The sequence below is a fragment of the Stenotrophomonas riyadhensis genome, assembly GCF_040256885.1.
Classification (GTDB): Bacteria; Pseudomonadota; Gammaproteobacteria; order Xanthomonadales; family Xanthomonadaceae; genus Stenotrophomonas; species Stenotrophomonas riyadhensis.
This window is the reverse complement of record NZ_CP155568.1, coordinates 1,381,145-1,399,597: the sequence shown is the minus strand read 5'-3', so window position 1 is coordinate 1,399,597 and position 18,453 is coordinate 1,381,145. Positions and strand designations below refer to the sequence as shown.

Below are 18,453 nucleotides of genomic sequence, written 5' to 3'. Positions count from 1 at the left end.
ATGCCTTCAGTCCCGCCTCCATTGCCGGCCGCCCTGCCCCGCCACATTGCCATCATCATGGATGGCAATGGCCGCTGGGCACAGCAGCGCCGTCGACCGCGCGTGATCGGCCACCGTGCCGGCGCGCGCGCGGTCAACCGCACCATCGAGCGCTGCCTTGAACTGGGCATTCCGGCGCTGACCCTGTTCGCGTTCTCCAGCGAGAACTGGGGCCGGCCGCAGGAAGAAGTCGATGCCCTGATGAAGCTGTTCCTCGGCGCGCTCGACCGCGAAGTGGACGAGCTGCATCGGCGCGGTGTGCGCGTGCGCTTCATCGGCGAGCGCGAACGCTTCGGCGCCGGCCTGGTCAGCCGCATGCAGCTGGCCGAACAACGCACCGCCGACAACAGCGCCCTGACCCTGTCGATCGCAGCCAGTTACGGCGGCCGCCAGGACATCGCCCGTGCCGCACGCGCCCTGGCGGCTGAAGTCGCCGCCGGCCGCCTGCTGCCCGAACAGATCGACGAATCGCTGCTGGGCAGCCAGGTCGCCCTGGCCGACCTGCCGCCGCCGGACCTGTTCATCCGCACCGGTGGCGATACCCGCATCAGCAACTTCCTGCTGTGGCAGCTGGCATACACCGAGCTGTGGTTCACCGAGGCGCTGTGGCCGGACTTCGATGCCGCACTGCTGCAGCAGGCGCTGGACGCCTATGGCAGCCGCGAGCGTCGTTTCGGCCTGACCAGCGCCCAGATCGCCGCACTGGCCACCGAGACCTCCAGCCCATGACCAAGACCCGAGTCCTCGCCGCGCTGATCATGGCGCCGGTCGCCATTGCCGCGATCCTGCTGCTGCCGACGCAATGGCTGGCCGCCGCCGCCGCCGCCGTGCTGCTGATCGGCCTGTGGGAGTGGCTGAAGCTGGCCGGCATCGAAGACACCCTGGCGCGCACCGTGCTGCTGGTGCTGAACCTGCTGCTGATGGTGCTGCTGGTCTGGGCGGATGGCAGCACGCTGGTGCTGTTCCAGATCACCACATTGGCCGGCGTCGCCTGGTGGCTGGCCGCGCTGGTCTGGCTGCGCTTCTTCAATTTCGGCGCACAGCCCTCGGCGCCCTCGCGGATCGTGAAGATGCTGGCCGGCACCCTGGCCATCGTCCCGGCCTGGGCCGCGCTGGTGCTGATCCATGCGGGCGGCGATCCGCCGGGCAAGCAGGGTCACCTGTGGCTGCTGGCTGCGCTGGCACTGGTCTGGGCGGCTGATTCAGGCGCCTATTTCGCCGGTCGGCACTTCGGCAAGCACAAGCTGGCCCCGCGGATCAGCCCCAACAAGACCTGGGAAGGCCTGTTCGGCGGCCTGCTGGCCGGTGTCGCCGTGGCCCTTGGCCTCGGCTGGCTGGCAGGTATCGATGCCGGTCACCTGCCGGGCCTGCTGATCACCTCGGTGGTGGCGGTATTCGCCTCGGTGCTGGGCGATCTGTTCGAAAGCCTGATCAAGCGCCATGCAGGCGCCAAGGACTCGGGCCATCTGATCCCGGGCCACGGCGGCGTGCTCGACCGTGTTGACGGCGTCCTCGCTGCGGTGCCGGTGTTCGCACTGGGCAAGGAAATCTTCGGATTCTGACCATGAATGCTGTCGCAGACCTGCGCCGGGTCGCCGTATTCGGCGCCACCGGCTCGATCGGTGCCTCCACGCTGGACGTGATCGCCCGCCACCCGCAGCGCTACCAGGCCACGGTGCTCGCCGCCGGCCGCCAGGTGCAGGCGCTGCTGGCGTTGTGCCGCCAGCATAAGCCGGCGCACGCGGTGATCGCCGACGAATCGTTGTTCACCGAACTGCGTGACGGCCTGCGCGACGCCGGCCTGGCCACCGAAGCGCATGCCGGCCATGCCGCGCTGGACCAGCTGGCCGCCAGCGATGCCTGTGACACCGTGGTTGCCGCCATCGTCGGCGCCGCCGGGCTGTCCTCGACCCTGGCCGCGGCCGCCGCCGGCAAGCGGATCCTGCTGGCCAACAAGGAATCGCTGGTACTGGCCGGTGAGCTGCTGACCCGCACGGCCCAGCATGCTGGCGCTGAGATCATTCCGATCGACAGCGAGCACAGTGCGATCTTCCAGTGCCTGCGCTCGCGCGACGCCAGCATCGACGGTGCCGGCGTGCGCCGGATCCTGCTGACTGCCTCCGGTGGCCCGTTCCGCGGCCGCAGCCGCGCCGAACTGGCCCCGGTCACCCCGGCGCAGGCCGTTGCCCACCCGAAGTGGTCGATGGGGCCGAAGATCTCGGTCGATTCGGCGACGTTGATGAACAAGGGCCTGGAGGTGATCGAGGCCCATCACCTGTTCGGCATCCCCGGTGAGCGCATCGAAGTGCTCGTGCATCCGCAGAGCCTGGTCCACTCGCTGGTCGAGTTCGTGGACGGTTCGACCCTGGCGCAGATGGGTCTGCCGGACATGCGCACTACCCTGGCCGTTGGCCTGGGCTGGCCGCAGCGCATCGAATCGGGCGTGTCCGGGCTGGATCTGCTGGCCCAGGGCCGGCTGGACTTCGAGGCCCCGGACACTGACGCTTTCCCCTGCCTGGCCCTGGCCTGGCAGGCGATGCAGGCCGGCGGCACCGCGCCGGCGGTGCTGAACGCCGCCAATGAAGAGGCGGTTTCAGCGTTTCTTCAGGGCCGGATCGGTTTCCTGACCATCCCGGAGCTGGTTGCTAACGCTCTTTCAACACTGCCGACCCAGCCAGCCGATACACTGGAGGTCCTGTTGTCCGCCGACCAGCGGGCACGCCAGCTGACCCTGAACGCCATCGACGCCGCCTGAACGACCGCCTCGCCCCGCATGACGACGCCGCCCTTGCCCGCCACTGTGAGCCTGCATGACTGACTTCATCGGATCGGTCTGGTGGATGATTGTCAGCCTCGGGCTGCTGGTCACGTTCCACGAGTTCGGGCATTACTGGGTCGGGCGCCTGTGCGGGGTCAAGATCCTGCGCTTCTCGGTCGGCTTCGGCCGGCCGCTGTGGTCGCGCCGCGACAGGCACGGCACCGAGTTCGCCATCGCCGCCATCCCGCTCGGCGGTTATGTGAAGTTCCTCGACGAACGCGAGGTCGAAGTCCACCCGCACGAGCGCGGCCAGGCCTTCAACCACAAGACCGTCTGGCAGCGCATCGCCATCGTCGCCGCCGGACCGATCGCCAACCTGCTGCTGTGCATCCTGCTGCTGTGGGCGATGTTCGTGATCGGCAAGCAGGATTATTCGCCGACCATCGGCCGTGTCAGCGGCATTGCCGCCAGCGCTGGCCTGACCAGCGGCGACCGCGTTCTGCGCGTGGACGAGCGCCCGGTGGCCACCCTCGGCGAGGCCAGCATGGCGCTGACCGCCGCTGCGATGGACCGCCGCGACGTGAAGCTGGAAGTGCTGGACCCGGCCGACCAGATGCGCGTGCGCACCCTGCCGCTGTCGCAGCTGCCGGCCGGTTTCGATGAACGGCGGGTACCGATCCTGGCCGGCCTGTACTGGCAGTCGTGGCTGCAACCGGCGCTGGTCGATTCGCTCACCGCGGACTCCGTGGTGGCCGGGCAGCTGCAGCCGGGCGACCTGATCGTGGCGATCGACGGCCAGCGCATCGACGGCGCCGACCAGGTCATCGGCGAGATCCAGACGCTGGGCCGCGCTGGCGGCCCGGGCATGATCGAGGTCCTGCGGGGCGGTGAACGCCTGGCGCTGGAAGTCACCCCGCGCCAGGGCAAGGATTCCAGGGGCGAGCCGACCTGGCAGATCGGCGTGCAGTTCCCGACCTCGTTCAGCCCCCCCTACGACACCCTGCTGCGCTATGGCCCGCTCGACGCGGTCACCGTGGCCGTGCGCGAAACCGGCCGTCTGGCCGCCGATTCGCTGGGCATGATGGGCCGCATCGTCACCGGCAAGGCCTCGCTGCAGAACGTTTCCGGGCCAGTGACCATCGCCCGCGTGGCCAATGTCTCGGCCAAGCGCGGCCTCGACTGGTTCCTGCAGTTCCTTGCCCTGCTGTCACTCAGCCTGTGCATCATCAACCTGTTGCCGATCCCGATCTTGGACGGCGGCCACCTGCTGTATTACCTTATCGAGTTGGTCAAGGGCAGCCCGCTGAGCGAGCGTGCCATCGCCGCCGGCCAATACATCGGCCTGGCGTTGCTGGCCGGGCTGATGGGGTTGGCGTTCTACAACGACATCCTCGGCCTGGTCCCGCGATGAACTTTTCCACGTTGTTGCCGTCTACAGCGTCGGCATCCCGCACCAATGAAATCGACCTTCCTACCGGACGTGACATGACGCGACTCCCCAATCGCCGCCTGCTGGCCCTCGCCCTCGCCGCCGTCACCGGCGCTCCCGCCCTGGCCCAGGCAGCCGAGCCCTTCACTGTCAGCGACATCCGCGTGGATGGCCTGCAGCGCATCAGCTCGGGCACGGTATTCACCTACCTGCCGGTGGAACGTGGCGAGACCATCACCGACAACAAGGTCGGCGAGACCATCCGCGCCCTGTACAAGACCGGCTTCTTCGAAGACGTGCAGCTGGACCGCCAGGGCAGCATCCTGGTGGTGACCGTCAAGGAACGCCCGGCGATCAACAAGCTGACCGTCACCGGCAACAAGGACATCAAGTCCGAGCAGCTGCTCAAGGGCCTGTCCGACATCGGCCTGACCGAGGGCGGCACCTTCGACCGCCTGAGCCTGGACCGCGTGACCCAGGAGCTTCGCCGCCAGTACAACGACCGCGGCAAGTACACCGTCGAGATCACCCCGACCGTGAGCCCGCTGGACCGCAACCGCGTGGACATCGCGATCGCCATCAAGGAAGGCAAGGCGGCCAAGATCCGTCACGTCAACCTGGTCGGCACCGAGAAGTTCGAGAGCAAGGACATCCTGGAAACCTGGGAGTCCAAGGAGCACAACTGGGCGTCGTGGTACCGCCGTGATGACCAGTACTCCAAGGAAAAGCTGTCCGGCGACCTGGAAAAGCTCAATTCCTGGTACCTGGACCGCGGCTATGTCGACTTCAGCATCGACTCGACCCAGGTGTCGATCAGCCCCGACAAGCGCGACATGTTCCTCACCGCCGGCGTGACCGAGGGTGCCCAGTACAAGATCTCCGAGATCAAGGTCAGCGGCGACACCATCCTTCCGCAGGAGGACGTCGAGCGCATGGTGATCCAGAAGCCGGGCGACACGTTCTCGCGTGCGCTGCTGGAGTTCAGCTCGGACACCATCACCAATTCGCTGTCCAACATCGGCTACGCGTTCGCCAAGGTGAACCCGATCCCGACCACCAACCGCCCCGACCAGACCGTGGCGATCAACATGCAGGTCGTTCCGGGCCCGCGCGTGTCGGTGCGCCGCATCCTGTTCCGCGGCAATACCCGCACGTCCGACGAAGTGATGCGTCGCGAAATGCGCCAGTTCGAGAACAGCTGGTACTCGCAGGCCGCGATCGACCGCTCCAAGATCCGCCTGCAGCGCCTGGGTTACTTCGAGTCGGTCGACGTCGAGACTCCGGCGGTCAGCGGCAGCAACGACCAGGTCGACGTCGTCTACAACGTCAAGGAAACCACCTCCGGCAGCTTCGTGTTCGGCCTGGGCTATTCGCAGTCCTACGGCATGACCACCTCGGTACAGCTGTCGCAGAACAACTTCCTCGGCGGCGGCAACCGCGTGTCGGTCGAAGCCTCGCGCAGCAGCTACCTGCAACGCTATGGCTTCAGCTACACCAACCCGTACTTCACCGATGACGGCGTGTCGCTGGGCTACAACCTGTCCTGGCGCGAACTGGACTACTCCGACTTCAACACCGCGCAGTACAACAGCACCAATGGCTCGGCGCAGGTGGTGTTCGGCGTGCCGATCACCGAGACCGATACCGTCTCGCTGATGTTCGGCATCGACAGCAACCAGATCACCACCTACCAGGGCTCGACCCCGCAGTCGATCATCGACTACATCAACGTACTGGGCAGCAAGACCTTCCATGCATGGCGCACGGAGCTGGGCTGGGCACGCGACTCGCGCAACGACTACTTCATGCCGACCCGTGGTACCTACCAGCGCGTTGGCCTGGAAACGACGCTGCCGGGCTCGACCATCGAGTACTACAAGCTGAACTACCAGATCAGCAAGTACTGGCCGATCATGCCGTCGCTGGTCATCAACACCCGCGCCGAAGTGGGTTACGGCGACAGCTATGGCAGCGACAAGACCGCGATGGTGCCTGACGAGGCCGGCAACCTGCGTTCGGTCACAGCCAAGGGCCTGCCGTTCTACGAGAACTTCTACGCAGGTGGCACCAACTCGGTGCGCGGCTTCGAGGACAACACCCTCGGCCCGCGCGAAGTGACCCGCGGTTATCCGGAAGGCCAGCCGCTGGGTGGTTCGCTGAAGACCGTCGGTTCGGTCGAAGCCTACTTCCCGCGCCTGTTCGACAGCCCGTCGGCACGCGTGTCGGCCTTCGTCGACTTCGGCAACGTCTACACCGGCGTGGACAACTTCAAGGCCAACGAACTGCGCGTGTCCACCGGTGTGGCCCTGCTGTGGCGCGCCCCGGTCGGCCCGATCTCGATCAGCTACGCCTTCCCGCTGAAGAAGGAAGACGGCGACAAGATCGAGCGGCTGCAATTCACGTTCGGTGGCCAGTTCTGAGGAACAACGTTCCTCAGAACTGATCCACCTCCGGTGAATTGCCCGCGCATTTCACCTATCCCCCGCGCCGCTGGCGCGCCCCCCTTAACAAAGGGGGGCTCTCCACCAGACGGGGTACGAAGCGCCGGGCATTGCCCGGCGTTTTCGTTTGGCCTGGATGCCGGAAGCGCCCGCTCTGCTTTTGATCTTTTCTGTTTTTCCGTGGCTGGCACTCGCGCCACGCCGTCGGAGGTCGGACGGGGTGGGGCTGCGGGGGGGTGAGCCGCATGGATGCGGCGACCAAGGCTACATGGACGTACTTGCGCCGTCCCCCGCAGCCCCGCCCCGTCCGACCCAGCCCATGACACTGGCTCTGCCGGCCGCGAGGGGCCCTGCCGTTGGCTGCATGACCGCCCCGCATGACCGCAATGGCTCCACACGCTAAACTCCCGCCGTGAATACTCCCACCTACACCGCCCAGCAACTCGCCGAGCAGTTCGGCCTGCAGGTCCATGGCGACCCCGCTACCGCCATCCATGGCGTGGCCACCCTCGCCCATGCCGGTCCTGGCCAGCTGACCTTCCTCGCCAACCCGCGCTACCGCGCCCAGCTGGCCGACAGCCAGGCCTCGCTGGTGGTCCTGCGTGCCGACGACGCCGAGGCCGCTCCGGGCGCCGCGCTCGTGGCCAAGGACCCGTACACCACCTTCGCCAAGATCGCCGCGCTGTTCGACATCGCGCCGACACGGCCACCCGGCATCCACCCCAGCGCCGTGATCGACCCCAGCGCCCAGGTCGCCGCCAGCGCGCATATCGGCCCGTTCGTCTCCATCGGCGCACACAGCGTGGTCGGCGAGAACTGCATCATCGGCACCGGCAGCGTGATCGGCGAAGACTGCAGCCTGGACAACGGCTGCGAGCTGATCGCGCGGGTCACCCTGGTTACCCGGGTCAAGCTTGGCAAGCGCGTGCGCGTGCATCCCGGTGCAGTGCTCGGCGCCGATGGCTTCGGCCTGGCGATGGACGCCGGCAAGTGGATCAAGGTGCCGCAGCTGGGCGGTGTGCGCATCGGCGACGATTGCGAGATCGGCGCCAATACCTGCGTCGACCGCGGTGCGCTGGAAGACACCGTGCTGGACGAAGACGTGCGCCTGGACAACCTGGTGCAGATCGCGCACAACGTGCAGATCGGCGCGCATTCGGCCATCGCCGGCTGCACCGGCATCGCCGGCAGCGCCAGGATCGGCCGCTACTGCCTGCTCGGCGGCCACGTCGGCGTGGTCGGCCACCTCGAGATCTGCGACAAGGTCGTGATCACCGGCAAGTCCGTGGTCCGCAATTCCATCCATGAGCCGGGCGAGTACTCGTCCGGCACCCCGTTGACCGACAACCGCACGTGGCGCAAGAACGCCGCGCGCTTCAAGCAGCTGGACGCATTGGCTCGCCGCGTCCTGGCCGCTGGCAAGGAGAAAGAATGAACGACACGCTGCAGCTTCCTATCGACGTCTGCCAGATCCAGGAACTGCTCCCGCACCGTTACCCGTTCCTGCTGGTGGACCGGGTGCTTGAACTCGACATCGACGCCAAGCGCATCCTGGCGCAGAAGAACGTCAGCATCAACGAGCCGTTCTTCCAGGGCCACTTCCCGGGCCGCCCGATCATGCCCGGCGTGCTGATCATCGAAGCGCTGGCGCAGGCCGGTGGCGTGATGACCCAGCTGACGCTCGGCCGCGATGCGCAGTCCAAGCTGTTCTACATGGTCAAGGTGGAAAATGCCCGCTTCAACAAGCAGGTCGTCCCCGGCGACGTGCTGATGCTGGATGTGCAGATGAAGCGCCTGATCCGCAACATGGGCTGGTACTACGGCGAAGCCAAGGTCAACGGTGAAGTCGTTGCCTCGGCCGAAGTCATGTGCGCCGGCGCCAAGGGCTGATCCACTGGAGGCAGGAATGACTGACAACACACCGCGGATCCACCCGACCGCCGTCATCGATCCGGCCGCGCGCCTGGCCGATGACGTCCAGGTGGGCGCCTTCACCCTGATCGGGGCCGATGTGGAAATCGGCGCCGGCACAGTGGTCGGCCCCCATTGCAGCATCCACGGCCCGACCAGGATCGGCCGTGACAACCGCTTCATCGGCCACGCCGCGATCGGTGGCGAGCCGCAGGACAAGAAGTTTGCCGGCGAGCGCACCGAACTGGTGATCGGCGACCGCAACGTGTTCCGCGAGTTCGTCACCCTGAACCGTGGCACCGGCGGCGGCGGCGGCATCACCACGATCGGCAACGACAACTGGATGCTGGCCTACACGCACGTGGCGCACGACTGCCATGTCGGCAACTTCTGCGTGTTCTCCAACAACACCACCCTGGCCGGCCACGTCACCGTGGGCGACTACGTGATCATCAGCGGCTTCGCCGGTGCCCACCAGTTCTGCCGCATCGGTGCCCACGCATTCCTCGGCATGGGCGCGCTGACCAACGGCGACGTTCCGCCGTTCACCATGGTCGGCACCGATTCGCTGGGCCGCCCGCGCGGCATCAACAGCGAAGGCCTGAAGCGTCGTGGTTTCGACGCCGAGCGCATCTCCGCCATCAAGCGCGCCTACCGCACCCTGTACGTGGCGGGCCTGCCGCTGGCCGAAGCCAAGGTGCAGCTGACCGAACAGGCACGCGACAGCGATGACGTGAAGGCCATGCTGGACTTCATCGAGCACGCCGAGAGGCCCTTGCTGCGATGAGCAGCACGACCGGCCAGGCGCCGGCCGGCGCCGCCGTGATTCCGCTGGCCTCGATGGCCGGCAGCGTCCCCGCGCAGCGGGTGCTCAGCGAGCGCCCGTTGCGGATCGCACTGGTGGCCGGTGAGGCCTCCGGTGATCTGCTGGGTGCGGGCCTGGTGCGCGAGCTGAAGGCACGCTTTCCGAATGCCGAATTCGCCGGCATCGGTGGCGATGCCATGCGCAGCGCCGGCTGCCTGACCTGGCACGATGCCAGCGAGCTGGCGGTGATGGGCCTGACCGAAGTACTGCGCCACCTGCCACGCCTGCTGAAACTGCGTTCCGCGTTTCGCCAGCGTGCACTGGAATGGCAGCCGGACGTGTTCATCGGCATCGACGCGCCCGACTTCAACCTGGGCATCGAACGCTGGCTGAAGCAGCGCGGCGTGCGCACCGTGCATTACGTGAGCCCCTCGGTCTGGGCCTGGCGCGAGAAGCGCGCCGAGAAGATCGGCAGCAGCGCTGACCTGGTGCTGTGCCTGTTCCCGATGGAACCCCCGATCTATGCCAAGCACGGCATCGACGCACGCTTCGTTGGCCATCCGATGGCCGATGACATCCCCCTGCAGGGCAACCGCGAGGAAGCGCGCGCAGCGCTTGGCCTGCCGACCTCGGCCAAGGTGCTGGCGGTGCTGCCAGGCAGCCGCCTGGGCGAAATCTCGCGCCTCGGTGAACCGTTCTTCGAGGCCGCCTGGCAGGTCTCCGAGCGCATCCCCGGCCTGCACGTGGTAGTGCCTGCCGCCAACCCCGCCTGCAAGCGCCTGATCGAAGAGCAGCTGTCACGCTCGGCGTTGCCGGTCGCGTACTCGCATGTGCTGGACGGCCAGGCGCGCAACGCGATGATCGCTGCCGACGTGGTGGTGCTGGCCTCCGGCACCGCAACCCTGGAAGCCATGCTGGTGAAGCGGCCGATGGTGGTTGGTTACCGCGTCAACGAACTGACCTATCGCCTGGTCAAGGCGCTGGGCCTGATCAAGGTCGACCGCTTTGCCCTGCCCAACATCCTGGCCGGCCAGGACCTGGCGCCGGAGCTGATGCAGCACGACTGCACCCCGGACAAGCTGGCCGCCGCCATCCAGCAATGGTTCGACCATCCGCAACGGGTGACCGACCTGCAGGATACCTACGCGCGCCTGCATGAGCGCCTGCGCCGCAATGCGTCGGCACGTGCCGCCGACGCCGTCGGCGAGCTGCTGATGCGCGACCAGGCCCAGGCATGAGCCGCCGCCACGCCGCAGCGGCCAGCCTGACCCTGTTCGATGGCGCGGCGGTGGTCGAACCGGAGCGCCTGGTCGCCGGCGTCGACGAAGCCGGTCGTGGCCCGCTGGCCGGGCCGGTCGCGGTGGCGGCCGTGGTGTTCGACCCGGCACGGCCGCGGATCAACGGCCTGGACGATTCCAAGCAGCTGACCGCGGCGCGCCGCGAGCAGCTGCATGACCGCATCATCGAGCGCGCCCTGGCCTGGCATGTGGTGCTGGTGGACGTGGACACCATCGACCGTCTGAACATCTACCAGGCCACCCTGCAGGGCATGCGCGACGTGGTCGCAGCGGTCGCCCACGTGGCCGGCTTCGCGCGCATCGATGGCAACGTGGTGCCCAAGGGGCTGGTACTGCCGGCGCAGGCGCTGGTCGGCGGCGATGGCATCGACCGCGCGATCATGGCCGCCTCGATCCTGGCCAAGGTCTCGCGCGACCGCTACATGCAGGAGGTGCATGCCCGCCACCCGCAGTACGGCTTCGAGCAGCACAAGGGCTATGGCACCCCGGCCCACCTGGCCGCCCTGCGCGAGCACGGCCCCTGCGTGGAGCACCGGCGCAGCTTCGCCCCGGTGCGCGAGTGCCCGGAAACAGCGCCAGCCCCCGCGATCACAGCCATCGCTTGAACAACGGCTGCCGGGTATCGTCCGGCGCTTTCACGGCAATGTGAACGCCTCCGCTGGCGCCGGGCCATGCCCGGCGACATTCGCGCAATCGGCGCACCGTCAAGTCCTTGTCGCTTCCCCCTGCCCTCGCTACCCTGACCGGGCACTCCAGCGCATCCCGACCCCGGCGACGATCTTCCGTCAGCACCCGGGGCCCGCGCGCTCCAACCTGGTCCGGCATGTCCAACTCCCGCTTCGTACATCTCCACGTCCACACCGAGTTCTCGCTGGCGGACTCGACCATCCGCGTGCCGGCCAAGCCCGACCAGGCGGACCCGAAGAAGGCCAAGCAGGCCAACCTGCTGTCGCGCTCGGTCGAACTCGGCATGCCCGCGCTGGCGGTAACCGACCTCAACAACCTGTTCGCCCTGGTCAAGTTCTACAAGGCCGCCGAAGGCGTGGGCATCAAGCCGATCGCCGGCGCCGACGTGCTGATCGCCGAGGAAGGCCAGGACCCGTGGCGGATGACCCTGCTGTGCCGCGACCGTGAGGGCTACCTGAGCCTGTCGCGCCTGCTGACCCGCGCCTGGATGGAAGGCCATCGCCCGGAAGGCGGCGTGGCCGTGCACCCGGACTGGTTGAAGGCAGGCAATGCCAACCTGTTCGCGCTGGCCGGCCGGCAGAGCCTGGCCGGGCGCCTGGCGCTGGACGGAAAGCATGAGCTGGCCGAGCAGCAGCTGGCCGACTGGCAGCGCGTGTTCGGCGATGGCCTGCACCTGGAGCTGACCCGCACCGGCCGCGAGGGCGAGGAAACCTTCAACCAGTTCGCGCTGATGGCCGCCGGCCAGCGCGGGTTGCCGGTGGTGGCCAGCAATGACGTGCGCTTCCTGTCGCCATCGGATTTCAGCGCGCACGAAGCGCGCGTGTGCATTTCCACCGGCCGCGTGCTGGACGACCCCAAGCGCCCACGCGAATACAGCGACCAGCAGTACCTGAAGTCGGCCGAGGAGATGTGCGCGCTGTTCGCCGACATTCCCGATGCGATCGACAACACGCTGGCGCTGGCCGAGCGCTGCAACATCGAGATGCGGCTGGGCACCTACTTCCTGCCCAACTACCCGGTGCCGGACGACGAGACCCTGGACACCTGGATCCAGAAGATGTCGCGCGACGGCCTGGAAGAGCGCTTGGAGAAGAATCCGCTGGCGCCGGGCAAGACCCGCGAAGAGTACTTCGAGCGCCTGGAATTCGAGCTCAACACCATCATCAAGATGGGCTTCCCGGGCTACTTCCTGATCGTGGCCGACTTCATCCAGTGGGGCAAGAACCAGGGCATTCCGATCGGTCCCGGCCGTGGTTCGGGTGCCGGTTCGCTGGTGGCGTGGGCGCTGAAGATCACCGATCTGGACCCGCTGCCGTACAACCTGCTGTTCGAGCGCTTCCTGAACCCGGAACGCGTGTCGATGCCCGACTTCGACATCGACTTCTGCATGGACCGCCGCGATGAAGTGATCGACTACGTCGCACGCAAGTACGGGCGCGAGCGCGTCAGCCAGATCATCACCTACGGCACCATGGCCGCCAAGGCGGTGGTGCGCGACTCCGGCCGCGTGCTCGGTTTCCCGTACGGCCTGGTCGACGGCGTCTCCAAGCTGATCCCGAACATCCTCGGCATCCACCTGAAGGATGCGCTGGGCAAGGGCAAGGAAGGCCCGAGCTCGGAAATGGCCTCGGCCGAACTGATCCAGCGCTACGAGACCGAGGACGATGTCCGCGACCTGATCGATCTGGCGCTGCAGCTGGAAGACCTGACCCGCAACGCCGGCAAGCACGCCGGTGGCGTGGTGATCGGTCCCGAGCCGCTGAGCGAGTTCTGCCCGCTGTACGCCGAACACGACGAGAACGGACTCGGCAAGAACCCGGTCACCCAGTTCGACAAGAACGACGTGGAAGAAGTGGGCCTGGTGAAGTTCGACTTCCTTGGCCTGCGCACGCTGACCATCATCGACTGGGCGGTGAAGGCGATCAACAAGCGCCATGAGCGCGCCGGCATCCCGCCGGTGGACATCGCCGCGATCCCGCTGGACGACACGCCCACCTACAAGGACATCTTCGCCAACGGCAATACCGGCGCGGTGTTCCAGTTCGAATCCTCGGGCATGCGCCGCCTGCTGAAGGACGCGCGCCCCGACCGTTTCGAAGACCTGATCGCGCTGGTGTCGCTGTACCGACCCGGCCCGATGGACCTGATTCCCTCCTTCAACGCGCGTAAGCACGGCCAGGAAGAAATCATCTATCCCGATCCGCGCACCGAAGCGATCCTGAAGGACACCTACGGCATCATGGTGTACCAGGAGCAGGTGATGCAGATGGCGCAGATCGTCGGCGGCTACTCGCTGGGCGGCGCTGACCTGCTGCGCCGCGCGATGGGCAAGAAGGTGCCGGCGGAAATGGCCAAGCACCGCGAGATCTTCCGCGAAGGTGCGGCCAAGGATGGTGTGGACGAAGCCAAGGCCGATGCGATCTTCGACCTGATGGAGAAGTTCGCCGGTTACGGCTTCAACAAGTCCCACGCCGCTGCATATGCACTGGTCAGCTACCAGACCGCGTGGCTGAAGCGCCACTACCCCGCCGAGTTCATGGCGGCCACGCTGTCTTCCGACCTCGACAACACCGACAAGGTGGTCGGCTTCCTCGACGAGGTGCGCAATCTCGGCCTGACCGTGCTGCCGCCGAAGGTGAACCAATCGGCCTTCATGTTCGAGGCGGTGACGCCGGACACCATCCAGTACGGTCTGGGCGCAATCAAGGGCGTCGGCCAGGGTGCCTGCGAAGCGGTGGTCGACGAACGCCTGAAGGGCGGCGAGTACAAGGACCTGCTCGACTTCTGTACCCGCGTCGGTTCGGCCAAGCTCAACCGGCGCACGCTGGAAGCGATGATCAACTGCGGCGCACTGGACGAACTCGGCCATAACCGCGCCTCGCTGATGCTGCAGCTGCCGGAGGTGATCAAGGCCACCGACCAGATGGCGCGCGAACGTGCGTCGGGCCAGAACTCGCTGTTCGGCGGCCCCGACCCGAGCGCGACCACGATCCAGCTGGATCTGCCTGAAGCCGAGGAATGGCCGCTGCTCCAGCGCCTGAACGGCGAGCGCGACACGCTGGGCTTCTACCTCAGCGGCCACCCGTTCGACCCGTGGCGCGACGATGTGCGCGACCTGGTCGGCAACGACCTGGGCTCGGTGGAGAAGATCTGGAGCGCCAACAGTGGCGGCGGTGGTGGCGGTGAGAAGCGCTGGCGCCCGGAAGTGCAGACCGTGCTGGCCGGCCAGGTGGTCGGCGTGCGCCGCAAGGGCGAGAGCCAGATCTTCATCCAGCTCGAGGATGGCCGCGGCCGCGTCGAGTGCAGCGCATTCTCCGACGCGATGGCCGAGTTCGGCCACCTGATGACCAAGGACCGCATCCTGGTGGTCAAGGGCGGCCTGCGCGAGGACGAATTCAACGGCGGCTTCGCGCTGCGCATCCGCCAGTGCTGGGACTTCGACGAAGTCTGCGCCAACTACGCCACGCGCCTGTCGCTGCGCCTGGACCTGCGCCAACAGCGCCCGGTCTGGGAACGCATCGATGCGCTGCTCGACCGCCATCGCCCGGGGCGAACGCCACTGCGCCTGGACCTGCTGCTGAAGGGACCACACGGCGGTGTCGCCGGCATGCTCGATGTGTCCGGGCAGAGCGCGGTACGCATCGACTCCAAGCTGATGGAGGCGCTGCGCGCCGACCCGGCCGTGCGCACCCTGAAGGTGCGCTACAGCCCGCCGTGGGCCAGTTGAGTCGGGCGCCCTCGTGTTCCTGTTTCCCCGTTCCAAGTATCAAGGACGATTGCCAATGAAGACCCTGCTGTTCCCGTTCGCTGCCGCACTGGTCCTGGCCGCCTGCTCCCCGTCGAAGATCGAGTTCCAGATCGACAACCCGACCGACACGCCGCTGGCGTTGAGCATCGACGGCCAGGACCTGCCGGTGGCCGCGCAGGGCTCGCGCCCGGTCTCGCTGGCCATCGGCGAGCACCGCCTGCACACCGACAAGCTCGGCGACGTGCGCTTCATCGTCTACGTCGACGGTCGTGGCGGCCTGATCAATCCGACCCTCAGCGAGTACGTGATCGCCCGCGAGGTCTATGTCACCGACGAGAGCAAGCTGAAGAACTTCGGCGTCGGCAACAAGGGCATCGAGCTGGGCGGGGTCGACTTCGAAGGTCCGTTCGAGAAGAGCCACGAACTGTTCATCGACAAGACCTGGACCTACGGCGTGCGCGAACCGTTCCCGAAGGAAAAGGTGGTCGCCCACGTCGATTCCAGCGGCGGGCAGATCGTGGCCAAGGTATTCACCGCGCCGGATTTCATCGCCTACGTGGAAGAAGGCATGGGTGAACCCGGCGCGTTCAAGCGCGAGCAGCCCGCCGGCTACGTGGCGCCGGCATTCAGCCTGGAACCGGCCCCGGCCAGCCTGCCGGCGCTGGTGCCGGCCTTCGAGGCGCATGCCGCGCCGCTGCGCGAGGTCTATGCGCGCTGGCTGAGGGCCACCACCGCCGAAGAACAGAAGGCCCTGCGCAAGCAGGACTTCGCCGCGCAGATGGCCTTCACCTCGGCCACTGCCACCCTCGGCGGCAACCTGGGCCGGGAGGCCAACGAGGCCTACAACGACTTCGTCTCCCAGCGCAGCCAGCTGATGGGCCGCAGCGCCCTGGTGGTGCCCTGAGCTGACTGGCGCCCCCTGCCCGGCTGCGCTACCGTCGCCTTCCAGACGAAGGCGTACGGGTGGTTTGCACGCATTCGGCTAGAATTCCCCTCTTCTTTACACGACGGCTTCCGATGAATCCGAACTACCTCGACTTCGAGCAACCCATCGCCGACCTGGAAGCCAAGATCCAGGAACTGCGCAACGCCAGTGCCGGGCCGGCGGTCAATGTCGAGGCGGAAGTGCACGCGCTGCAGGACAAGCTGCGCATGCGCACCGCGCAGATCTTCCGCAACCTGACCTCGTGGCAGGTGCTGCAGCTGGCCCGTCATCCGTCGCGCCCGTACACCGCCGACTACATCCGCATCATCTGCGATGAGTTCCAGGAGCTGGCAGGCGACCGCGCCTTCGCCGACGACAAGGCCATCATGGGTGGCCTGGCCCGCATCAACGGCCGCGCGGTGATGGTGATCGGCCACCAGAAGGGCCGTGACACCAAGGAAAAGATCAAGCGCAACTTCGGCATGCCCAAGCCGGAGGGCTACCGCAAGGCCCTGCGCCTGATGAAGATGGCCGAGCGCTTCGGCCTGCCGGTGCTGACCCTGATCGACACCGCCGGCGCCTGGCCGGGCATCGATGCCGAATCGCGTGGCCAGTCCGAAGCGATCGCACGCAACCTGATCGAGATGGCCGAACTGAAGGTGCCGATCATCTGCACCGTGATCGGTGAAGGCGGCTCCGGCGGCGCGCTGGCGCTGGGCGTGGGCGACCGCACCGTGATGCTGGAGTACTCGGTGTACTCGACCATCACCCCGGAAGGCTGCGCCTCGATCCTGTGGAAGGACGCCGGCAAGGCCAAGGATGCCGCCGAGCAGCTGGGCCTGACCGCCCCGCGCCTGAAGAGCCTGGGCCTGGTCGACAAGGTCGTGCGCGAGCCGACCGGTGGCGCCCACCGCAACCCGACGCAGATGGCCAAGCGCCTGAAGGCCGTGCTGCTGAACGAACTGGATGCGCTGGAAAAGCTGTCCACCGAGCAGCTGCTGGAGCAGCGCTACACCCGCCTGCGCAGCTACGGCACGTACGAAGCGGCCTAAGCCCGGTAGTACCGGCCGCTGGCCGGCAACACGCAGGTGATTGCAGAAACGAAAGAGCCGGGCAGATGCCCGGCTCTTTCGTTTGCGCCCTGGCGGCATCCACGCATGGCGTGGATCTACCGGGTACAGATGACCCCACTCAGAACGGCTTGGCCAGCACCAGCCACACGATCGGAATGAACGCCAGCAGCGGGATCTCGTTGATCCAGCGCAACGCGCGCGACGACGGCAGCGCCCTGCCCTTGGACGCGCCCTTCAGCAACCGCCCGATCCAGATGAAATACGCCAGCAGCACCACCACCAGCCCCAGTTTGGCATGCAGCCAACCGGCGCCGCCGGGCGCGACCATGGTCGGGAAATCCGGAATGACCTTGTAGCCCAGCCACAGCACCAGACCCAGCAGGAACGCCAGGCCGAACATCGAGTGGCCGAAGCGGTACAGGCGCAGGCCCATCAGCTGCAGGCGCTCGGTCACCGCCGGCTGGCCTGCAGTCTCGGCCAGATTCACCAGGATGCGCGGCAGGTAGAACACCGTGGCCATCCACGCCACCACGAACACGATGTGGAAGGTCTTGACCCAGTAGTAGCTCTGCATGCGCTCGCTCCGGCGGCTGGCGTAGGTTGGCCGTCATTCTCGCATGACGTGAACGGGCCACCCCACGCGCCAGCGCCGCGACACATCGACGCATGGCGCGCCGCAACACCGTACGATAGGCACCGCTTTCCCGATCCTGACCGCACGCCGCCCATGGACAAGACCTACGACGCCGCCTACTTCCAACGCTGGTACCGCCGTGCCGACATCGGTGGCAGCGCCCGCCTGGCACGCAAGGTGGCATTGGCTGTGGCCAGCGCCGAGTACTACCTGGAGCGACCGATCCGCAGCGTGCTGGATATCGGCTGCGGCGAAGGCGCCTGGCGCGCGCCGCTGCTGAAGCTGCGTCCGAAGGTCGAATACCTCGGCTTCGACAGCAGCGAGTACGCTGTGCGCCGCTACGGCCGCACCCGCAACCTGCACCTGGCCCGCTTCGGTGATTTCGCCTGGCTGCGGCCCTGCGCCCCGGTCGACCTGCTGATCTGCTCGGACGTGATGCACTACGTGCCCGACCGTGAGCTGCGTGCCGGACTGGCCGGCGTGGCGGAGCTGACCGGCGGCGTGGCCTTCCTGGAGACCTTCGCCGCCGAGGACGCGTTCGAGGGCGACCACGAGGGTTTCCAGGCCCGCCCGGCGCGCTGGTACCGGCGGACGCTGGCCCGGCACGGTCTGCAGCCGGTAGGGTCGCATTGCTGGCTCGGTCCCGCCCTGGCAGGCGATGCGGCCGCGCTGGAACGGATGTGAATCCGGATTCATTATTTTCAG

At 67.1% G+C, this 18,453-nt stretch carries 15 protein-coding genes; 14 read left to right on the top strand and 1 reads right to left on the bottom strand.

All coding sequences use genetic code 11. The features are described from left to right. From uppS to SriyCCGPB3_RS06470, 13 genes are all read left to right on the top strand, one after another. Positions 1-768 (top strand): polyprenyl diphosphate synthase, encoded by a 768-nt coding sequence (uppS, locus tag SriyCCGPB3_RS06530; protein WP_110711708.1) that lies wholly within the window; start codon positions 1-3, stop codon positions 766-768. After that, on the top strand, positions 765-1,601 hold the full coding sequence (locus SriyCCGPB3_RS06525) for a phosphatidate cytidylyltransferase (protein ID WP_110711707.1): 837 nt from the start codon (positions 765-767) through the stop codon (positions 1,599-1,601). Before uppS ends, SriyCCGPB3_RS06525 begins: the two co-directional genes overlap by 4 nt. Before the next feature lie 2 nt (positions 1,602-1,603). Then, a complete protein-coding gene (locus SriyCCGPB3_RS06520) occupies positions 1,604-2,794 on the top strand; it encodes a 1-deoxy-D-xylulose-5-phosphate reductoisomerase (protein WP_248859820.1) in 1,191 nt (396 codons plus the stop codon). A 55-nt stretch (positions 2,795-2,849) separates the two neighbouring features. Next, entirely contained in the window at positions 2,850-4,208 is a 1,359-nt protein-coding gene (rseP, locus tag SriyCCGPB3_RS06515) for an RIP metalloprotease RseP (protein ID WP_164161655.1), read from the top strand. 74 nt (positions 4,209-4,282) lie between these two features. Beyond that, positions 4,283-6,646, top strand: a complete 2,364-nt coding sequence (gene bamA / locus SriyCCGPB3_RS06510) for an outer membrane protein assembly factor BamA (protein ID WP_164161654.1) — start codon at positions 4,283-4,285, stop codon at positions 6,644-6,646. A gap of 433 nt (positions 6,647-7,079) precedes the next feature. Further along, positions 7,080-8,102, top strand: a complete 1,023-nt coding sequence (lpxD, locus tag SriyCCGPB3_RS06505) for a UDP-3-O-(3-hydroxymyristoyl)glucosamine N-acyltransferase (RefSeq protein WP_324187373.1) — start codon at positions 7,080-7,082, stop codon at positions 8,100-8,102. Continuing rightward, positions 8,099-8,557 (top strand): 3-hydroxyacyl-ACP dehydratase FabZ, encoded by a 459-nt coding sequence (gene fabZ, locus SriyCCGPB3_RS06500; RefSeq protein WP_005408737.1) that lies wholly within the window; start codon positions 8,099-8,101, stop codon positions 8,555-8,557. The genes lpxD and fabZ overlap by 4 nt, the downstream gene beginning before the upstream one ends. Positions 8,558-8,573: 16 nt before the next feature. Then, positions 8,574-9,365, top strand: coding sequence for an acyl-ACP--UDP-N-acetylglucosamine O-acyltransferase (gene lpxA / locus SriyCCGPB3_RS06495; protein WP_110711704.1), 792 nt, complete (start codon positions 8,574-8,576; stop codon positions 9,363-9,365). A gap of 53 nt (positions 9,366-9,418) precedes the next feature. Continuing rightward, positions 9,419-10,621: a lipid-A-disaccharide synthase gene (lpxB, locus tag SriyCCGPB3_RS06490; RefSeq protein ID WP_110714285.1), complete on the top strand. Its 1,203-nt coding sequence runs from the start codon at positions 9,419-9,421 to the stop codon at positions 10,619-10,621. Continuing rightward, positions 10,618-11,286 (top strand): ribonuclease HII, encoded by a 669-nt coding sequence (locus SriyCCGPB3_RS06485; RefSeq protein WP_153856888.1) that lies wholly within the window; start codon positions 10,618-10,620, stop codon positions 11,284-11,286. Before lpxB ends, SriyCCGPB3_RS06485 begins: the two co-directional genes overlap by 4 nt. Before the next feature lie 218 nt (positions 11,287-11,504). After that, entirely contained in the window at positions 11,505-15,095 is a 3,591-nt protein-coding gene (gene dnaE / locus SriyCCGPB3_RS06480) for a DNA polymerase III subunit alpha (protein WP_110711702.1), read from the top strand. A 55-nt stretch (positions 15,096-15,150) separates the two neighbouring features. After that, positions 15,151-16,020 carry a hypothetical protein gene (locus tag SriyCCGPB3_RS06475; protein ID WP_153856887.1) on the top strand — a complete coding sequence of 290 codons (870 nt, stop codon included), beginning with the start codon at positions 15,151-15,153 and terminating at the stop codon, positions 16,018-16,020. A 113-nt stretch (positions 16,021-16,133) separates the two neighbouring features. After that, positions 16,134-17,093: an acetyl-CoA carboxylase carboxyltransferase subunit alpha gene (locus tag SriyCCGPB3_RS06470; protein WP_110711700.1), complete on the top strand. Its 960-nt coding sequence runs from the start codon at positions 16,134-16,136 to the stop codon at positions 17,091-17,093. Positions 17,094-17,232: 139 nt separating this feature from the next. Here the strand turns inward: SriyCCGPB3_RS06470 and SriyCCGPB3_RS06465 are convergent, their stop codons facing one another. Then, entirely contained in the window at positions 17,233-17,688 is a 456-nt protein-coding gene (locus SriyCCGPB3_RS06465) for a CopD family protein (protein ID WP_110711699.1), read from the bottom strand. Between the two features lie 153 nt (positions 17,689-17,841). Between SriyCCGPB3_RS06465 and SriyCCGPB3_RS06460 the strand changes: the two genes are divergently transcribed. Beyond that, positions 17,842-18,432: a class I SAM-dependent DNA methyltransferase gene (locus SriyCCGPB3_RS06460; protein WP_032128334.1), complete on the top strand. Its 591-nt coding sequence runs from the start codon at positions 17,842-17,844 to the stop codon at positions 18,430-18,432. Positions 18,433-18,453 lie beyond the last annotated feature (21 nt).